Raw genomic sequence first — 18,405 nt, forward strand, 5'->3', positions numbered from 1 at the left:
CCCATCAAACCCCGGGACCAAACACCTAGCGAGATCGGGAGTTGTGAGCTGGGCATAGACGATTTTGCCAGGCAGGACCTTGGCCTCGCTGGCGGGAGCCGGGGCCGTCGTCTGCGCATGGGCGCCGGACAGCGGGGCTGTCAGGGCGAGACCGATGGAAAGAGCCGCTGACAGCGTGACGGCAGCCGTACCTGCTCGGGAAGGACGGGGGAAGGACGGGGAAAGGGCGGCAAGGCGGCACTCCTTCTGTTCTGGCCCGCACGCAGCGCCTGCTGGCGCCCGGTGAGGCGGAGAGGGGACATCCTGTGGTTCCCCGGAATAGGGGCATGACGTTTCATGTCCCATTCCGTTCCCGGAATGCAGCAAAAATGAGGCAGGTCCCTGTCGGGGAAACTCAGATCAGGGCCAGCTCGGCCAGTTCGCGACGCAACTGGGGCGGAAGATCAGCAATTCCGTCCTGCGTCAGGCTGTTGCCGAGATCCGGCGGGGCATCTTTGGGTTCCAGATAGCGCCAGCCCTGAAAGGGGCGCATGGGGCGTGGCTGGACCGGGATGATGTCATCGGACACGACGATCAGCGTGCCCGTGCTGCCATCCGCACGCTGGCAGGATTTCAGCCCGATAATGGGCTGGCGGCACAGGATCATGCCGTCCATCACGCGGTACAGCGAGCCACCGTCCAGCACCTCTTCGGCCCGTTTGGGCATGGTGCGGGTCTGGACGGTGGCGTGGCCGTTGACGCGGTAGTGGTTCAGCCGTTCGCGCAGGACTTCAAGGCTCGGGCAGCCGACGGCCAGCTTGATGATGTTCAGCATGTGTGTCGGGTGCCCTCCTTAAGCTCTTAGTGCGTGCCCAGAGCGTTCTGGGACTGAGAGACGAAATCGTTGATGAAGCGCGTCTTGTCGATGGACTGCACGATCTTCACCTTGCGCAGGCCCATGGCCTTCGGAGCCGTGGAATCCGGCCAGATATGGGCGTGGCCGTAATCCATGCCATGTTCGATGTTGATGTCCATAACGGCCGTAACGGATTTCGTAACCAGTGTGGGATCAACGGCGATGGCGGAGGTCAGTTCATCCCACAGCGGCAGGGGGGCCTGATACTTTTTCAGGTAATCCGTGACGGCGTTATGCTTCTCATCGATCCGGTCCGCGAGTTCCGGCGTCATCATGATGTCGTTCGAGACATTGCCGACGCAGGTGATGGAGGCCCAGGGCGCAGTCAGGGTGATGCGGGCGGCTTCGGGGTCCATGATCATGTTGAAGTCGGACGCGAAATCGGCATTGCCGGTGACGGACATCATGCTGGCATCGAGCAGACCGCCCATGAAGACAAGCTGCTTCGCAGTCGCTGCAAAAGTCGGGTCGATGCGGATGGCGAGCGCAAGGTTCGTCAGCGGGCCTGCGGCGATGACCGTGACCTGATGCGGATGGGCGTGGACCTCGCGGATCAGGAACATGGCGGCCGGCAGGGGATCGGCCGCGATATGCGGTGCGCCTTCCGGCAGCTTGCCGACGGGGGGCTGCGTGGCCGGGACGTGCTCGATGGAGCCGAGACCGCCCCAGGCGCCCTTCCACGGAATGACACCGAACTGCTGTTCGCGCAGCTTCGTCTCAGCCACCGTGTTGACCAGCGGCGTGGTGGCGCCGTCAGCGACGGGGATCTGTGTCTGGCGGGCGATTTCCAGAAAGCGGAGGGCATGCGCCGTGCCCGCGTTTTCCCAGTCATCGCCGATGACGGAGGTCAGGCCGAGCAGCGTCACGCCGGGGCGGTTGAGCAGCGGAATGATGGACTGGATGTTGGAGCCGCCCGGGCCGAGGAAGTCGTTATCGAGTACGACGTAGTTCGGAGCAGGGCTTGAGGCAGGAGCAGCGTTCGCAGCAGCAAGCGGGGCCAGCACGGTGCAGGCGGCCAGAAGGGCAGAGAGAATGGGTCGGCGCATGGTCTCTTCCAGATGGATTAAGACCGGATCATGCCTTCAAGTGACCAGTCGCGCCAGTATTGCTTCAAGCCGGAGCCGTCCTTCGCCCGTCGCGCGCAGAATGCCGTTGTCCCGCTCAAGGTAGTTTTCCTCAATGCAGGCTTCGAGCAGGGCCGGGTCCACACAGTCCATGAGCGCTCGTCCCGTGCGGGCAGCAAAGCGGGCTGCGTCGATCCCTTCGGATAGACGCAGCCCCATCAGCAGCGCCTCGCGACCCTTTTCTTCCGGACTGAGGAGCGTTTCCTCCGTGCTGCCGGAGCCTGTCTTTTCGATGCGCTCGGCCCAGGGCTCCGGCGCGCGATGGCGGCGGGTGGCGTAGAGTTCGCCATCCAGCGTAAGTCGGCCATGGGCGCCGGGGCCGATGCCGATATAGTCCGCATAGCGCCAGTAGGTCAGATTGTGTCGGCTTTCCGCGCCGGGGCGGGCGTAGTTCGAGACTTCGTAAGGCAGCAGACCATGACGGGCGGCTATTTCGCCGGTCAGGTCATAGAGGCGGGCGGCGGTGTCTTCGTCGGGCAGGGTGAGTTCACCGCGCCGGTGCATGGCTTCGAACTTCGTGCCGGGCTCGATGGTGAGCTGATACAGCGACAGGTGATCGGCCACGAGGTCGAGTGCGGTGGTGAGTTCGTCCGTCCAGTCGGCGTCGCTCTGGCCCGGGCGGGCGTAGATCAGGTCGAAGGAAATCCGCGGGAACAGGGTGCGGGCGGTTTCGAGCGCGCGGATGGCCTGTGTGGCGGAGTGTTCGCGGCCGAGCTTGCGCAGCGCATCGTCACGCAGGCTCTGCACGCCGAGCGAGACGCGGTTGACGCCTGCCTGACGGAAGGCCGCGAATTTTCCAGCCTCGACGCTGGTCGGATTGGCTTCGAGCGTGATTTCGAGATCATCTTCCGCATCGAACAGGCGATGCGCGTCTTCGATCAGGGCGGCGACGGTTTCGGGCGCCATGAGCGACGGCGTGCCCCCGCCGAAGAAGATCGAACGCAGGGGGCGTTTGACGCCGTCGCGGGTCAGGCGGGCGGCGTCATGGGCCAGTTCGCGGCGCAGGACCTCGGCGAAGCGCTGCTGCGGGATCACCTCCCGGACATGGGAGTTGAAATCGCAGTAGGGGCACTTCGCCAGACAGAATGGCCAGTGGATGTAGAGGGAGAGCGGGCCGGGTTGTGATGTGGTTGTCAAATGGCGATCCGGACGCCGAACTCCACCACGCGGTCAGGCGGGATGCGCAGGAACTCTGTCGTGGAGGCGGCATTGCGCAGGAGGAAAAGGAAGATCCACATCCGCCAGAGCTGCATCTTCGGCACACGGGAGCGCACGACCAACTCATGCGAGGTGAAGTACGACGCCTGGATGGCATCGAACGCCACGCCGAGCGCATTCAGCTCCAGCAGCGCACGCGGAAGGTTGGGCATTTCCATGAAGCCGTAGCGGACGATGACGCGGTGGATGTTCGGCGCCAGTTCCTGAACGATGGCGCGATGCCCGCGCTCGGCTTCCGGCTGGTCAAGGTTTTCGACCGTCACGAACAGGATGTGATCGTGCAGGACCTTGTTGTGCTTGAGGTTATGCAGCAGCGAATTCGGCACGATGTCCGGATTGGCGGTCAGGAAGACCGCCAGGCCGGGGACGCGGATCGTGCGGGACTGCGGTAGACGGGCGAGGAAGGAGCCCATTGGCATGGAATCTGCCTGCTGACGGGCCGCAATGAGGCTGCGTCCGCGCTTCCAGGTGGTCATGATGATGGTGCTGATGATGCCGATCGCCAGCGGGACCCAGCCGCCATCGGGGATTTTGAGTACGTTCGCCGAGAAGAAAATGCTGTCCACGATGAAGAAGAAGCCGAAGACGATCGCAACCGTCGCGGATTTCCATTTGAAGACGCGGCGGAACACCACCATCGCCAGCACGCAGGTGCACAGGAACGTGCCCGTCACGGCGATGCCGTAAGCCGCGGCGAGGGCCGAGGATGTGCGGAACGCCAGAACCAGAACCAGCGCACCGAAGGCCAGGATCCAGTTCAGCGACGGCAGGTAGATCTGTGCTTCCTCGGAGGCGTTGGTGTGCATGATGCGTGTGCGGGGCAGATAGCCGAGCTGGATGAGCTGGCGGCACAGGGAAAAGCTGCCCGAGATGCCGGCCTGCGAGGCGATCACGGTCGCAAACGTCGCAAGGACCAGCATCGGGATCTGCGCCCAGTGCGGCACCAGAAGATAGAACGGGTTGGACAGGGCATGCGGATCGCGGATCAGCAGGGCGGCCTGTCCGAAATAGTTCAGGGTCAGGGACGGCAGGACGAAGAACAGCCAGGCCTTGCGGATGGGCGCACGGCCGAAATGCCCCATATCGGCGTAAAGCGCTTCCGCACCTGTCACGGAGAGCACGACCGAACCCAGTGCGATGAACGACAGATAGCCGTGAAGAACGATGAATTCGAGCGCGAAAGTCGGGGACAGGGCAAGCAGGATATGCGGGTAGAGGAAAATGCCCTTGATGCCGAGAATGGCGAGCACGCTGAACCAGCAGACCATGATCGGCCCGAAAGCCTTGCCGATCTTGCCCGTACCCAGCACCTGCACCGAGAACAGGGCGACCAGCACGACCATCGCCAGCGGAATGATGATGTGGCTGGCCGAGGGAACGGAAGTCTCGATGCCCTCCACGGCCGAAAGCACGGAAATGGCCGGGGTAATGATGCTGTCACCAAAGAACAGACAGGTACCCGCAATGCCCACGAGGCCGAAGAGCCATCGGAAATGCTGCGACTTGCACACGCGCTGGGCCAGGGACATGAGCGCGATGATGCCGCCTTCGCCATCATGGTCCGCCCTCATGATGAGGATGACGTATTTGATGGTGACGATGAGCATCAGCGCCCAGAAGGTCAGGCTGGCGAGCCCCATGATTTCCCAGGGCTGGGCCGGCGCCTTCGGCGAACTGACGATGCTGACCGAGGATTGCAGGGCATAGAGCGGGCTTGTGCCGATATCGCCATAGACCACACCCAGCACCGCGAGCAGGGCACCCATGCCGGCGGGACGCTCATGGCCGGAGCCCTCTTCTCCACCGCCGATTTCGTGGGTGTGTCCCTCCGAGCGGGCCTGCTCGATCGTCTGCACGATTCCGGCGGAGTCGTTGGGAATTCCTACGCCATGAGGAGGGTTTGAGGCGTGGTCACCGTCATGTTCAGGCATTGCTGGTTCCATTTACGGGCGTCAATAGAGTGCCGTTGTCTACTGTCGCAGCACCCTTCAAGCGCGGCTCCGCATCACGGCAACTGTCCCTCATGACAAGATTTCTGCGACGGACGCAAGCCGCGTGTCAGGATTGTGGCGCGGGACGGCTTCCGAAAATGGCGGTTCCGACCCGGACCAGCGTTGCATTTTCGGCAATGGCCTTCTCAAAATCCGCTGACATGCCCATCGACAGCACCGGCAGGCCGTGACGATGGCCCATCTGGCGCAGGAGACGGAAATGCGGGGTGGGGTCCTCGCCTTCGGGAGGGATGCACATCAGGCCACGGATTTTCGGACCGAACCTTTCGAGCGAGGCTTCGATGAAAGCATCCGCCTCTTCGCGCGGAACGCCGGATTTCTGCGGTTCGTCGCCGGTATTGACCTGCACGAGAAGCTCGGGAAGACGCCCGGCTTTCTGCGCGCCCTTCTCAATGGAGTCGGACAGGGACGGGCGGTCGAGGCTCTCGATCATGTCGGCGATCTGGCAGGCTTCGGCCGCCTTGTTGGTCTGAAGTCCGCCGATGATATGCAGCCGCAGGTCGGGCCAGCGCTGCCGGAGTTCCGGAAATTTGGAAGCCGCTTCCTGCACGCGGTTCTCGCCGAACAGGTGTTGGCCGGCATTCAGGGCGGCTTCCACGCTCTCGATCGGATGGAACTTGCTGACGGCGACGAGGGAGACATCCGCCTCTGCGCGTCCGGCCTTTTCGCAGGCCTGGGCGATGCGGTGACGGATAGCAGCGAGGTTCCCGCTGATAAGGTTCTGGGCAATAAGATCGGACATGTCTGGAGAAGACGCCATTGCGTCCGTGGCCGCAAGATGCGATTTCGGCAGGATGCGAGAGATCGATAGCCTGTCATGACCCAGACCCCTTCCAACACGTCGCCCCGCAATCCGGCCTCCAAAACCCGGAACGGCGGACCACGCCGCCCCCAGGGAGGCCGTACGCCGCAGCGCCGTCCTGCGCCGGACCCGACGCGCGACCTGGCCTTTGATATCGTCTGTGGCGTGGTCGAGCATCGCCGGATGCTGGAGACGACGCTGGACCGTGCTGGCGCGATGGACGCGCGCGACCGTGCATCCGCGCATCGTCTGGCGGCAACGACCCTGCGTCATCTGGGCAGCATGACCGAACTGCTCCAGCCCCTGCTGCGGCGCGAACCGCCCGAGCCGGTGCGCTGTGCGCTGCTGATGGGCGTGGCACAGCTTCTGCATCTGGAAACGCCGCCTCATGCGGCCGTGGGCACGATCGTGGACCTGCTTCGTCGTCGCGGTCTGGCCCCCTTCGCAGGGCTGGCCAATGCCGTTCTGCGGCGTGTCGCGCGTGAGGGGCAGGAGCTTCTGGACGGTCTGGACGAGGACCGGCTGGATGTGCCGCCCTGGCTGTGGAGCGCCTGGGGCAAGCGGGCCCGGGCGATTTCACGCGGCCTGCACCGTGAGGCCCCGCTGGATCTGACGCTGCGTCCGGGCGCGGTCGCACCGGAAGGGGGCGAGGTGCTGCCGACAGGCTCCGTCCGTTATCCGGCCGGCACGCGGATCACGACGCTGGAAGGCTTTGAGGACGGCGCATTCTGGGCGCAGGACGTGGCGGCGACGATGCCGGTCAAGCTCATGGGAGACGTGGCGGGCAAGACCGTTGTGGATCTCTGTGCAGCACCCGGCGGCAAAACGGCGCAGCTTGCGACGGCGGGCGCGCATGTCGTGGCGGTCGAGCGCGAGGAAGCGCGGGCCAAGCGGCTTGAAGAAAACATCGTGCGTCTGAAGCTGTCGGCAAAGACGGTCGTGGCGGATGCCGCAACATGGCGTCCGCAAACGCCGGTGGATATGGTCCTGCTGGATGCGCCGTGTTCCGCGACGGGGACACTGCGCCGCCATCCGGATGTGCTGTGGATCAAGCGCCCGCGCGATGTGACGGCACTGGCGGAAGGTCAGGATGCGCTGATCGATGCCGCGCATGAGATGCTCAAGCCGGGCGGCGTGCTGCTTTATGCCGTATGCTCGCTTCAGGACGAGGAAGGCCCGGAGCGGATCAAGGCCGCGATTGCGCGTGGTGGCTGGAAGTTCGATCCATTCTCGGAAGCCGAACTGGCCGATATGGCTGTCGCACGGACCTGGGACGGGATGTTCCGCACCCATCCGGGCCTGTGGAGCGAACTTGGCGGCATGGACGGGTTTTTCGCCGCGCGACTGATCAAGGTCTGATGCTGCCCGGCATCAGAGGCGCATAAGCCCCGATGCCGGATGCCCCGCCTCAGGGAGCCGGGTTGGAGTGGACCTGATGGATGGCGTTGATCTTCTCTTCCAGCTCGGGCGTGATGGTCACGTTTTCCGCGCCGAGAATGGTGCGGAGTTGGTCCAGGCTGGTGGCACCGATGATGTTGGACGTCACGAAGGGCCGTGAGGTCACGAAGGCGATGGCAAGCTGGACGGGGTCGATCCCTTCCTCGCGGGCCAGAGTATGATAGGCCGTGATGGCGTCATCAACGCCGGGCTTCTGGTAACGCTGTCCGCGATCGAACAATGTGGTGCGGGCGCCAGCGGGACGGGCGCCGTTGAGATACTTTCCGGTCAGATAGCCCTGTGCCAGCGGGGAATACGCCAGCAGCCCGACCTTCTCCTGAAGCGCCATTTCCGCCAGCCCGATCTCGAACGTCCGGTTGATCAGGTTGTAGGCATTCTGAATAGCGGCCACGCGGGGCAGGCCGGTGCGGGAGGCTTCCAGAAATTTCGAGACACCCCAGGCCGTCTCGTTGGAGAGGCCGACATGGCGGATCTTGCCTTCATTCACGAGGTCGCCGAGCACGCCGAGTGTTTCCTCGATGGGGACGGATGTTTCTTCCGGCAGGTCGCGGAACGTCGTGCCGCCTGCGCCGAACAGGCCGATTTTCCGGTCCGGCCAGTGGAGCTGGTAGAGGTCGATGTAGTCCGTGCCAAGACGCCGCAGGGAGCCTTCGAGCGCGTAGCGGATCTGGCGCGGGATCAGGCGGGCTTCCTCGCCATCGGGTCGGAACCACGGCATGGCGGTGCGTCCGACGACCTTGCTGGCGATGACGAGGCGGTCCCGGCCACCGCGGGCTTTCAGCCAGCTTCCGATGATGGTTTCCGTTGAGCCCTGCGTCTCGGCACGGGGCGGGATGGAATAGAGTTCGGCTGTGTCGATGAAGTTGATGCCATGGTCCAGCGCCATGTCGAGCTGGGCGTGGCCTTCGGCTTCGGTGTTCTGCTGACCGAAGGTCATGGTGCCGAGGCAGATTTCGCTGACGGCAATGCCGGTGCGGCCAAGTTCACGCTGTTTCATGGAAAAGACCTGATCAGAAAATGGGGGGGAAGCCCCCAGCATGGAAGGCCCGGCACCATTGATCAAGGTGCGGGCCTGTCCGGACCGGGATTACGGAGCCAGCGTGACGATGACGCGCAACCCGCCGCTCGGCCGGTTTTCGAGGCGGACATTGCCACCCTGACCATGCAGGATGGTGCGGGCGATCGAGAGTCCCAGACCGCTGCCGCCCGTCTCGCGGTTGCGGCTGCTCTCGATGCGGACAAACGGCTCGAACACACGGTCCAGTTCGCTTTCCGGCAGGCCCGGACCATTATCCTCGATCAGGATCTTGACCACATTGTCCTTCTCGCCCGGATTGGTGGCGGGAATGAGCGTGACATGCGCGCTGCCCCCGTATTTCAGGGCATTGAGGATCAGGTTGTTCAGTGCACGCTTCAGCGCCACGGAGCGGGCCTTGATCCGGACGGGAACATTGGGCGGCTCGTAGAACAGGTCATCCGCCTTGTCGGGCACGCTTTCGGCCGCTTCGTCCATGATGGTCTGAAGCAGGGCGCGCAGGTCGAGCGAGACGATGGGTTCGGCCGACGCGCTGTCCCGCCCGAAAGCCAGCGTGGCCGAGACCATGGCTTCCATCTCGTCCAGATCGGCCAGGACCTTGTTGCGTAGTTCTTCGTCGTCAATGAATTCGGCGCGCAGTTTCAGGCGTGTGATGGGCGTGCGCAGATCATGGCCGATGGCCGTCAGCATGAGCGTCCGATCCGTCACGAAACGGCGGATGCGCATGGCCATCGTGTTGAAGGCGATGGCCGCGCGGCGGATTTCGGACGGACCGTTCTCGGGTAGCGCAGCCGTGTGGACGTCCCGGCCGAGCGCTTCAGCTGCATTGGCCAGCGTTCTGACAGGCGCGATCAGGCGCTGTGTGGCCCAGACGATCATCGCACTCCCGGCAATCGACATGACGAGGAAGGCGATCATGAAAGTCGGGGAACCGAACGGATTGGGCAGCGGGGTGACGAAACGCACTACGAGCCAGCAGTCCCGGTCCGGCAGGAGGATCGAGGTCGAATGCGTGCGCATTTTCTGCCCGATCAGGACCTTGCGCGGATAGAGCGAGGACGGCAGGAGCGCCCAGCGCATGAAGGGCGGCATGTCGCGGCGCCGAATGGTGCCGGGAAAGCGGGGATCGCTGTTCAGATGCTCTGCATCCGCGTGGTCGCCATCCGCGCGGTCAGCGGGGAAATGAAACTCCGGTCCGCCCGGTGGTCCGCCGCCCATCGGGTCCATCGGACCAGGACCTGGAAAGCCTGGCCCCCCCATGTCGGGGCCCGGATGGGGCATGCCCGGATCCATCGGACCGGGGGGCAGAAAGCCGTCATGGCCCTGCGGATCGTCATGCAGGCGGTGCAGGAAGGACGGCGACGTCATCGCCGGGAAGGGGACTTCATGCCCCTCGATCAGCGGGTCCGGCTCCTTGAGAAGCAGGACCGTGACGTTGGACGGGATATGCAGGTCGTCGATCGCATCGTGACGGTCGGCGGGTTTGGCTTCCGCCACCGTGCGATAGATCGAAAAGACCTGGACCTGCTCCTCATGGACCTGGCTGCGTTCTTCCAGGTCAAAGCGGTCCAGCGCGTGGATTCCGAGCCCCGCCGCTTCCACAACCGCAAGGCCCACGATCAGCAGAAGGCTGGTCCGGGCAACAAGAGACCGTGGCAGGATGTGCATCGGGTTCAGAGACGCTCCACTTCCGCTGCGAGCACGTAGCCACCGCCACGGACCGTCTTGATGACCTGTGCATTGCGCCCGTCATCCTCGAGCTTGCGGCGCAGGCGGCTGATGGCGACGTCGATCGCGCGGTCGAACGGCCCGGCCTGACGGCCCCGCAGCAGTTCAAGCAGCATGTCGCGCGTGAGGACGCGGTTGGCGCGTTCGAGCAGCGCCATCAGCAGATCGTACTCGCCACCCGTGAGGGAGACTTCCGCCCCGTCCGGGTTCAGCAGACGGCGGCGCACGGGGTCGAGGCACCAGCCGGCGAAATGGATCTTGCGGGTATCGGCAGCCTGACGCTTGTCTTCCACATCCACTGTCCGGCGCAGCACGGCGCGGATACGGGCGAGCAGTTCGCGCGGATTGAATGGCTTGGCGACGTAATCGTCCGCGCCGGATTCAAGGCCGATGATGCGGTCCGTCTCATCGCTCATGGCGGTGAGCATGATGATGGGGACATTGTCCTGCGAGCGCAGCCAGCGTGCGACTTCAAGTCCGCTCTCGCCGGGCAGCATCAGGTCCAGCACCACGAGCTGGTAATGCCCGTTGGCCCAGGCCTTGCGGGCTTCCCGTGCATCGCGGGCCGCCGTGACGCGGAAATGGTTGCGCTCAAGGAACTGGCTCAGCAGTTCGCGGATTTCGCGGTCATCATCCACGACCAGAAGATGGGGCAGGGTTTCCGTGCTCATGACCAGAGGCCTTTCGGGAATGCTGTGACCGCGTTCAGACTGCGCATGCCGCCCGACCGGAAAACGGCATTTCCGGCCGGGACAGACAGGGAAGCGATGTTAGGCCAGCCAGGGCGGAACAGGCAGGTTTTTCGCACGCAGGAACTCCGGATTGAACAGCTTGGACTGATATCGGGCACCACCGTCGCACAGAATTGTAACAATCGTATGTCCGGGACCAAGTCTGCGTGCTGTCCGTATTGCCGCAGCAACATTGATTCCGGACGAGCCTCCAACCGACAGACCTTCTTCAGAAGTCAGGGAAAAAATCTGCTCCAGCGCTTCGGCATCGGGGATACGTTCGGCGTCATCGGGATGAGAGCCTTCGAGATTGGCCGTCACACGGCCCTGTCCGATGCCCTCGGTGATGGAGCCGCCGGTGATGGTGAGGTCGTTGGATTTGACCCAGCCATAAAGCGCGGAGCCTTCCGGATCGGCCAGGACGATACGCGGGGCCGTTTTCCCGGTAGCCTGCGCCTGATCGCGCAGCCCGAGTGCGATGCCCGCCAGCGTCCCGCCTGTGCCGCAGGCGCAGGTGAAGGCATCGACCTTCCCGCCCGTCTGCTCCCAGATCTCCCGTGCCGTGGTGGCGCGATGGCCTTCGCGGTTGGCGGTGTTGTCGAACTGGTTGGCCCAGAACCCGCCGATCTCTTCGGCCAGGCGGCGCGAGACGTGAACATAGTTGCGCGGATCGCGATACGGCTTGGCAGGAACAAGGCGGAGATCGGCGCCGATCATACGCAGGAAGTCCAGCTTCTCACGGCTCTGTGTTTCCGGCACGACGATCACGGCCTTGCAGCCGACGGCATGGGCGACCAGTGTGAGGCCGATTCCCGTATTGCCGGCCGTTCCCTCCACGACCGTCCCGCCGGGCTTCAGCGCTCCGCTTTTCAGCGCGTCCTCGATGATCGCCAGGGCTGCACGATCCTTGACGGAGCCGCCGGGGTTCATGAACTCGGCCTTGCCGTAGATGTCGCAGCCCGTTTCCTCCGAGGCGCGCCGGAGGCGGATGAGGGGGGTGCCCCCGATCGCGGCGGTCATGCCCGGAGAGACGGTCTGCCATCCCTTCGTGGAGGACTGGGGGATGGTTTGGCGGTTCGGGGAGATGTCAGTCATAGTTCACTCCTGTGCTGGGTGAATTATAGAACGCGTTTTGGAAGGATGAGGAAGAGCATGAAGGTCCTGACGGCAAGACAGGCATGGGAAATGCTTGAAAAAGACCCTGAAAACGCGACCGGCAATGCCGATGAAGGCGCGCCGCGTCCCATTCTGGTGGATGTCCGCACACCGCCGGAATGGATGCATGTGGGCCTGCCGGACGCCGACGCGATGACCGCGCCGCTCCTGTGCATCACCTGGCAGCCGGACCGCCAGCAGGGGTTCGTGGAAGCGCTGCTCGAAGCCGTCCCCGATCAGCAGACGCCGCTGCTGTTCCTCTGCCGGTCGGGGGTGCGCTCGCATCATGCCGCACTTCTGGCGGAAAACGCCGGTTATGCGGATGTCAGCAATATCGTGGACGGATTCGAGGACCAGCACGGCCCCGGCAAAGGCTGGCGCTCCAGCGGCCTGCCGTCCTCTTACATGCCGCTGTCGGGTTCCTGATCCGCGTCGTAATGGACTTCCAGCACGGCGCACCAGGGATAACGGCTGTCATAGCTGTGCCCTAAGCCATCGGCGATCATGCCGTTGGCGTCCGTGGGAACATGGGTGAGGGCCACGGCATCATCCACGTTACCGCCGACGATGCTCAGCTCATGCCCGAAGGGCTGGGCATTCTGGTTCGTCGCGGACACAATGCCGCAATGCGCCGGAAAGCCGTAGCTGGTGGGCAGCATGGAGAAGGTGACGGTCTTGCTGCGCCCTCGGCCGACGCAGATCAGGTCGCCGATCTTCGGGGCATAGGTGCCCGGATCATGCGCCGTAACACCGCTGGACTGTCCGCTGGCAGCGGCGTTGATGTAGGTTGAGTGATTGGGCGAATACGGGAAGCGGTCGTTGGCTCCGGCGACCCGCATCACATAGGAAATGAAAGCTGCGGACCAGGCGTAATGTCCGTCGTGCTCGATCTCGAAACGGGTGCCCTGGGAGTCCGTTTTGCCCGTCCAGCCGACTTCCGTCTCGTACGGGTCCTGCCCGATCCACCAGTACTCGCCAACGCGCTGCCACAGGCCGGGGAGGCGTTCGGGCTTCAGTGCGGCATCGGTGGGTTCGGGGCGGTCTTCGGGATCGTCGTCCGAGACGGGTGAGCCGAACATCCGCCATTCGCGCAGGGCAATAGCCGCGACGTCCTGACGGTTGAACGGTTCGAAATTGCGGGTGGCGAAATCCGGGACGTGGCTGTCATAGCCAGCCGGACCAGTGGTTCCGTTCGCATACTGGGCGTTCGGCGTGCGGGCCGGGTACGGGCGGACACTCTGCTGGCTGGAACATGCAGCCAGTGCGAGCAGGGCGGCCGTAGCAGCTGCTCGCCTGAAAATATGCGAATCTGGCACTGTTATCCTCGTTGGGGGATCTGTTTCCCAGGCTGAATGAAGGGCCAAGACGACCGGGGCGTCAAGGACGGGCGCTCAGAGGGGCATGGCTGGCCGCATGGGCCGCCATGATTTTCGTACAGGCTTTCTCAAGCAGTGGCACGCCCGTGGGAAGGAACCAGATGCCGAGCAGAACTGTCGAAACCAGCGTGTTCACGATCATCCGCATCCGGGAGGGGGACGCCGCCCTGAAGAGAAGGATGGCTGTCACGATGCAGATGACCGGTAGGAGCAGGAGAGAGAAAAGCAGGCACCATCCGAAAAGCGGCTCGTTGTCGGGGCTGGACAGGGCCATGCCAGCGCCGAACCCGCTACCGGGAAGAAAAACGCCCGCGACCATTCCGGCAATGGCGTTGGCCATCAGGAAACCCCGCATGATGCGGAACCACAGCGGAAGAAGGGCCGCATGTGGTTCCCCGGAGACCGGAATAGGAGATAGTATTGCGCAGTCCAGGTCCTGGCAGGAGGACACTCCTCAGTGGGCTTTCGTCTGCTCCGGAAAGAGGGACTGAAGCCCGGCCTCGGATGCATCACAGCGTCCGCGTTCGGTGATGAGACCCGTCACGAGGCGCGCGGGCGTTACGTCAAAGGCCGGGTTGGCTGCCGGGCTGTTGAGCGGTGCGATCCGGACGCGGCCGGCTTCCCCGTTGCTGTCCAGTCCCGTCATGAACAGGACTTCGTCTGCGCTGCGCTCCTCGATCGGGATGTCCTTCACGCCGTCGCGCACACGCCAGTCGATCGTCGAGGACGGCAGCGCCACCCAGAACGGGACATTGTTGTCATGGGCGGCCAGCGCCTTGAGATACGTGCCGATCTTGTTGGCGACATCGCCCTGAGCGGTCACCCGGTCGGTGCCCACGATGACCATGTCCACACGCCCGGTCTGCATGTAATGCCCGCCGGCATTATCTGCGATCACGGTATGCGGCACGCCGTGGCTGCCCAGTTCCCATGCGGTCAGAAGGCTGCCCTGATTGCGGGGGCGGGTCTCGTCCACCCAGACATGCACGGGGATGCCCTCGTCATGGGCCATGTAAATCGGGGCGAGGGCCGTGCCCCAGTCCACGGTCGCGATCCAGCCGGCATTGCAGTGCGTCAGCAGGTTCACCTGTCCCTGTTTGCCCTTGCGCTCCCAGATTTCGCGGATCAGTTCCAGCCCATGGCGGCCGATGGCCTCATTGACCTGCACGTCCTCATCGCAGATCGCATCGGCTTCGACATAACCTGCCGCAACGCGCTCCGTCGGCCGGACGGCTTTGAGGCGCGCAACCATTCGCTCGATGGCCCAGCGGAGGTTGATGGCCGTCGGGCGCGTGGCCACCAGAAAGGCTGCGGCCTTCTCCAGAGCTTCGTCCGAGGCATCGTCCTGAAGCGCGAAAACCAGCCCATAGGCCGCAACTGCCCCGATCAGCGGTGCGCCACGCACCTGCATGCTGGTGATGGCGTCAGCGACGGCGCCCACATCCCGAAGCTCCAGGATCTCCACGTTCCAGGGAAAGCGGGTCTGGTCGAAAATCCGGATGCTGCTCGCATCGTCGGAAGGGCGCCAGAGACTGCGATAGGAAATGCCGTTGATTTTCATGACGTGATGCTCCTCGGCTGGGCAGTGACGATTCTGACAGGTGCTCTAGCATATGCTTGGGCGTTTTCCGGTCCCGCTGCATGTGCGCGACCGGGGTCGTCAACTCAAGGGGCAAGTCAGAGGACAGCGGGGTGGGAGAGGGCCGTGTCGAGAATGATCCGGGCGCTGTCTTTCCAGGAATTTGGTCTGAACTCCGTCTGGACCTGACGGGTCCAGGCCGCAAGATCTTCGGGGTTTTCGATGGTCCTGCGGATGACGTCGTAGGCATCATGCAGGTTGGTGGGATCGAAATATCGGCCGAGATTCCCCCCGGCCTCGGGAATGGAAGTCGTGTTGGACGCAACGCAGGGACGCCCCATCGCAAGGCTTTCGGTCACCGGCAGACCCCAGCCTTCACAGAAGGATGGAAAGACGCTGAAGCTGCAATCGGCGTAAAGGCGTTGCAACTCGGCATCGGTCGGGTTCTGGATGAAACGGATTTTCCCGTCGAGCCATTGCGTGTTTTCAAGCTGCTGCATCAGATCAGAGACAAGCCAGCCTACGCGCCCCGCGAAGACGAGCGTGGGAACCGCATCCGCCGGCATGTCTTCCAGCAACTGCCGCCACACCCGGAATAGCAGAGCATGGTTCTTGCGCGCCTCGATGGTCGAAACAAAAAGAACATATGGCCCCTCGACCACGGAGACCGGAGCCATCGGCGCATCGGCCACGCCAAAGCCCGCCCCGAGCGGTGTGGTCAAAACAGGCTTTGTGCTGATGTTCTTCTGCGCCAGGTAGTCCTGAACATCGCGTGCTGTGGCATGACTGTTGGCGAAGATCATGTCGGCAAGCGGAAAGATGTCCTGATGCCATCGCTCGAAAATCTTGACGAGCCCCTGATGACACCATTCCGGCCGCAGGATCGGGATCAGATCATGCATAAGCAGACCATAATACATTCGCAGATCGTCACGCAGCCAGCGGACCGTCTGGCTGTACGTCTCATGATGCCAGGGCGCCCCAAGCGTCAGGAAAACATCCCCCGCTCTCGCCGCTTCAAAGAGCCTCGTTCCTTCAGACAGTCCGCCTGCCAAGCTTTTTGTACGGTCCCTGCGGCGTTTGCGGATGGCTGAAGCCACCACCCTGCACACTGTCCCCGGCAGACTCATCATGCCTTGGAAAACCTGACGCTCCATACGCAGGATCGCAGGTAACACGTCCGTCTGCTCCTGGCCGTCAGGCGTGCCCGGCATGTAGTCCGGCTGTCTGGAGGCGGGAAGATCCTCCGGTGTCATGACCCGACGAAAAAGCGTTTCGATGAAAGACCAGTTCACGGTCCGGAAATCGCGCGGATCCCCGCTATCCGGCCCCCGTCGGACAAACTGCACATTCTCGCCATGTAGCTCGCGCAGTGCAGTGCCAAATTCAAAAACAACACGCTGGATACCGCTCGGCCGACCGTGATGCACAAGATGAAACAGCAGGTCATCGACATCGATCCAGAAGGTCATGATGTTTTCCCCTCCGTGTGAGCGGCATGACAGGCGTCAAGAATGGCGTCAGCCGTGTCTTTCCATGGGGTGGGTCTGAACTGAGTTCGAACTTCATCCTGCCATTTTTTCAGACCGTCGCGGTCTTCGATCGTCTCGCGGACCACACGGTAGGCATCATCCATGTTTTCCGGATCGAAATAGCGTGTCAGTGGACCGCCAGCTTCGGGAATGGATGTTGCGTTGGAGGCCACGCAGGGCTTGCCATTCATGAGGCTTTCCGTAACCGGCAAGCCCCAGCCTTCGAACAGGGAGGGAAAAAGTGTGAACAGGCAGCCATCATAAAGATGGGCCAGTTCAATATCTGATGGATCGCGCAGGAAACGGATCTTGCCTCGCAGCCATTGAGTATTTTCAAGCTGTTGCATCAGGTCAGAGACTAGCCAGCCGACGCGCCCGGCAAAGACCAGCGTCGGAACCTGTTCAGTGGGGAGATCTGCCACGAGGCGACGCCAGATGCGGAATGCCAGCAGGTGGTTTTTGCGCGCCTCAAGGGTGGACACGAACAGCACATAGCTGTCCTTGGCGGGAAGACCCTTGGGACGTTCGTTTTCGATCCTGCGGGGCGGCCCGAAGCCGCTGCCAATCGGGATGGTCTGTACGGGCGCCAGCAGTTTCAGACGCTGTTTGCGGGCGTAATCCTCTACGGTCTCGGCCGTGGCATGGCTGATGGCCAGAAGGCGACCGCACTGGGGAAGGGTGGTGTCGAGCCAGTGCCGGAAATCCCGGATCAGGGAAATCGCGCACCATTCAGGCCGGACAGCGGGAATGAGATCATAAAGCAGCAGGACAGGCTGGATGCCGTAGGTTCTGCGCATCCGGGCCAGGCGTTCGCCGAAATCGGGCTCCGACCATGCGGCACCGAGGATCAGGAAGATGTCACCGGGTTTTGGAACGTCGGTCGATGTGGCTGAGGATGTGGTGGGGGGCAGGGGGGGCTGCGCTGTGGGGCGCGACGGGGTGGCCCGCTGGAACTTCGTGCGGGCGTAACGGCGTAAAAGCTGCAGGGCCCTGAGCTGATTGACGGCGAGGTTCAGGAGCAGACGTGCCAGTTCGGGCGGCAGGCTCTCGATGCGCCGAATAATGAAATGACGCACACGGCGCATCAGGGAGTGGGACGGCGCATGGGTCGCGCTGCGCCCCTCTGTATGAGTGGGTGTCGCTTCGTCGGTATGGGTGGAAAAAAGCGTGTTCAGCGCGTCAAAGGAAACGGGAGAAAGGAGAGGGCCTGTCTCGGGGATGGCGCCTGTGTTCCGACGGGTGAGTACGATACGGCCGATATCCGGTTTTGCGGCAGCCTGCTGGCGGATGACACTGAGTATTTCGAACACAAGACGCTGGATGCCGCTGGGGCGGGTATTGTTTTCGAAATACCGGAAGATATCTTCGATATCGATCCAGATGGTGTACTCTTTGGTCATATGTCCGAACTGGCTTCGCTATTGCCGACGAAATCGTCGGTCTTTCAAATATCGCTAACGCAGTGTTGTAGAATAATCATCGCCTTGGGGGCAAGGGGTGGTCATAGCATCGCAGGTAAGTGATTATTTTTCTTGAATATTCGGGACGATACATTTCATCAAACTTGCGACATGTTTCCGACATAGTTTATTTTTTCTGGAAATACATTCAGGAGCCCTGAGCGTTTTTTAAAGTATTCGGCTGCAAAGCCTCTGTAAGACAAGGGGACGGGAGCTGATTTTTCGCGGTCCTCTAATCATGGTCCCGTGAGTTCTCGCGTTGTGTCCTGCGGGAACGTGATTGTCCCTGAAGCAGGCTC

At 62.9% G+C, this 18,405-nt stretch carries 16 protein-coding genes and 1 pseudogene; 2 read left to right on the forward strand and 15 right to left on the reverse strand.

The genetic code is table 11. The features are described 5' to 3' along the window. The 6 genes and pseudogenes from GOX01_RS13015 to GOX01_RS09875 form a co-directional block, all read right to left on the reverse strand. A pseudogene (locus tag GOX01_RS13015) lies at positions 1–345 on the reverse strand (hypothetical protein); the annotation flags it as partial. 49 nt (positions 346–394) lie between these two features. Next, positions 395–814 (reverse strand): DUF1489 family protein, encoded by a 420-nt coding sequence (locus GOX01_RS09855; RefSeq protein WP_011253116.1) that lies wholly within the window; start codon positions 812–814, stop codon positions 395–397. A 26-nt stretch (positions 815–840) separates the two neighbouring features. Further along, positions 841–1,941 (reverse strand): nucleoside hydrolase, encoded by a 1,101-nt coding sequence (locus GOX01_RS09860; protein ID WP_011253117.1) that lies wholly within the window; start codon positions 1,939–1,941, stop codon positions 841–843. Between the two features lie 36 nt (positions 1,942–1,977). Further along, on the reverse strand, positions 1,978–3,156 hold the full coding sequence (gene hemW, locus GOX01_RS09865; RefSeq protein WP_011253118.1) for a radical SAM family heme chaperone HemW: 1,179 nt from the start codon (positions 3,154–3,156) through the stop codon (positions 1,978–1,980). Then, positions 3,153–5,180, reverse strand: a complete 2,028-nt coding sequence (locus tag GOX01_RS09870; protein ID WP_011253119.1) for a potassium transporter Kup — start codon at positions 5,178–5,180, stop codon at positions 3,153–3,155. Before GOX01_RS09870 ends, hemW begins: the two co-directional genes overlap by 4 nt. A gap of 115 nt (positions 5,181–5,295) precedes the next feature. Continuing rightward, the gene (locus GOX01_RS09875) at positions 5,296–5,991 is read right to left on the reverse strand and encodes a YggS family pyridoxal phosphate-dependent enzyme (protein WP_011253120.1); all 696 of its coding nucleotides are present in this window, start codon (positions 5,989–5,991) and stop codon (positions 5,296–5,298) included. 75 nt (positions 5,992–6,066) lie between these two features. Here GOX01_RS09875 and GOX01_RS09880 point away from each other — a divergent pair, with 75 nt between their 5' ends. Beyond that, on the forward strand, positions 6,067–7,410 hold the full coding sequence (locus GOX01_RS09880; RefSeq protein ID WP_011253121.1) for an RsmB/NOP family class I SAM-dependent RNA methyltransferase: 1,344 nt from the start codon (positions 6,067–6,069) through the stop codon (positions 7,408–7,410). 49 nt (positions 7,411–7,459) lie between these two features. Here the strand turns inward: GOX01_RS09880 and GOX01_RS09885 are convergent, their stop codons facing one another. From GOX01_RS09885 to GOX01_RS09900, 4 genes are all read right to left on the reverse strand, one after another. After that, complete coding sequence (locus GOX01_RS09885) at positions 7,460–8,506, reverse strand: aldo/keto reductase (protein ID WP_024716606.1); 1,047 nt, start codon at positions 8,504–8,506, stop codon at positions 7,460–7,462. Between the two features lie 90 nt (positions 8,507–8,596). Continuing rightward, positions 8,597–10,213, reverse strand: a complete 1,617-nt coding sequence (locus GOX01_RS09890) for an ATP-binding protein (RefSeq protein ID WP_011253123.1) — start codon at positions 10,211–10,213, stop codon at positions 8,597–8,599. A 5-nt stretch (positions 10,214–10,218) separates the two neighbouring features. After that, positions 10,219–10,944 (reverse strand): response regulator, encoded by a 726-nt coding sequence (locus tag GOX01_RS09895; RefSeq protein WP_011253124.1) that lies wholly within the window; start codon positions 10,942–10,944, stop codon positions 10,219–10,221. Between the two features lie 99 nt (positions 10,945–11,043). Continuing rightward, entirely contained in the window at positions 11,044–12,099 is a 1,056-nt protein-coding gene (locus tag GOX01_RS09900) for a cysteine synthase A (protein WP_062269036.1), read from the reverse strand. Positions 12,100–12,156: 57 nt separating this feature from the next. Here GOX01_RS09900 and GOX01_RS09905 point away from each other — a divergent pair, with 57 nt between their 5' ends. Further along, positions 12,157–12,585, forward strand: a complete 429-nt coding sequence (locus GOX01_RS09905; protein ID WP_011253126.1) for a rhodanese-like domain-containing protein — start codon at positions 12,157–12,159, stop codon at positions 12,583–12,585. Here the strand turns inward: GOX01_RS09905 and GOX01_RS09910 are convergent. The 5 genes from GOX01_RS09910 to GOX01_RS09930 form a co-directional block, all read right to left on the reverse strand. Continuing rightward, complete coding sequence (locus GOX01_RS09910) at positions 12,561–13,481, reverse strand: DUF2272 domain-containing protein (RefSeq protein ID WP_049750779.1); 921 nt, start codon at positions 13,479–13,481, stop codon at positions 12,561–12,563. The two genes, GOX01_RS09905 and GOX01_RS09910, sit on opposite strands and share 25 nt — an antisense overlap. Before the next feature lie 55 nt (positions 13,482–13,536). Continuing rightward, on the reverse strand, positions 13,537–13,890 hold the full coding sequence (locus GOX01_RS09915; RefSeq protein ID WP_131973891.1) for a hypothetical protein: 354 nt from the start codon (positions 13,888–13,890) through the stop codon (positions 13,537–13,539). Between the two features lie 99 nt (positions 13,891–13,989). Further along, positions 13,990–15,096, reverse strand: a complete 1,107-nt coding sequence (mtnA, locus tag GOX01_RS09920; protein WP_011253129.1) for an S-methyl-5-thioribose-1-phosphate isomerase — start codon at positions 15,094–15,096, stop codon at positions 13,990–13,992. 116 nt (positions 15,097–15,212) lie between these two features. Next, positions 15,213–16,586: a glycosyltransferase family 4 protein gene (locus tag GOX01_RS09925; protein ID WP_011253130.1), complete on the reverse strand. Its 1,374-nt coding sequence runs from the start codon at positions 16,584–16,586 to the stop codon at positions 15,213–15,215. Continuing rightward, positions 16,583–18,046, reverse strand: a complete 1,464-nt coding sequence (locus GOX01_RS09930) for a glycosyltransferase family 4 protein (protein WP_011253131.1) — start codon at positions 18,044–18,046, stop codon at positions 16,583–16,585. Before GOX01_RS09930 ends, GOX01_RS09925 begins: the two co-directional genes overlap by 4 nt. Between the last annotated feature and the right edge of the window lie 359 nt (positions 18,047–18,405).

The organism is Gluconobacter oxydans (assembly GCF_006539685.1).
GTDB lineage: Bacteria > Pseudomonadota > Alphaproteobacteria > Acetobacterales > Acetobacteraceae > Gluconobacter > Gluconobacter oxydans.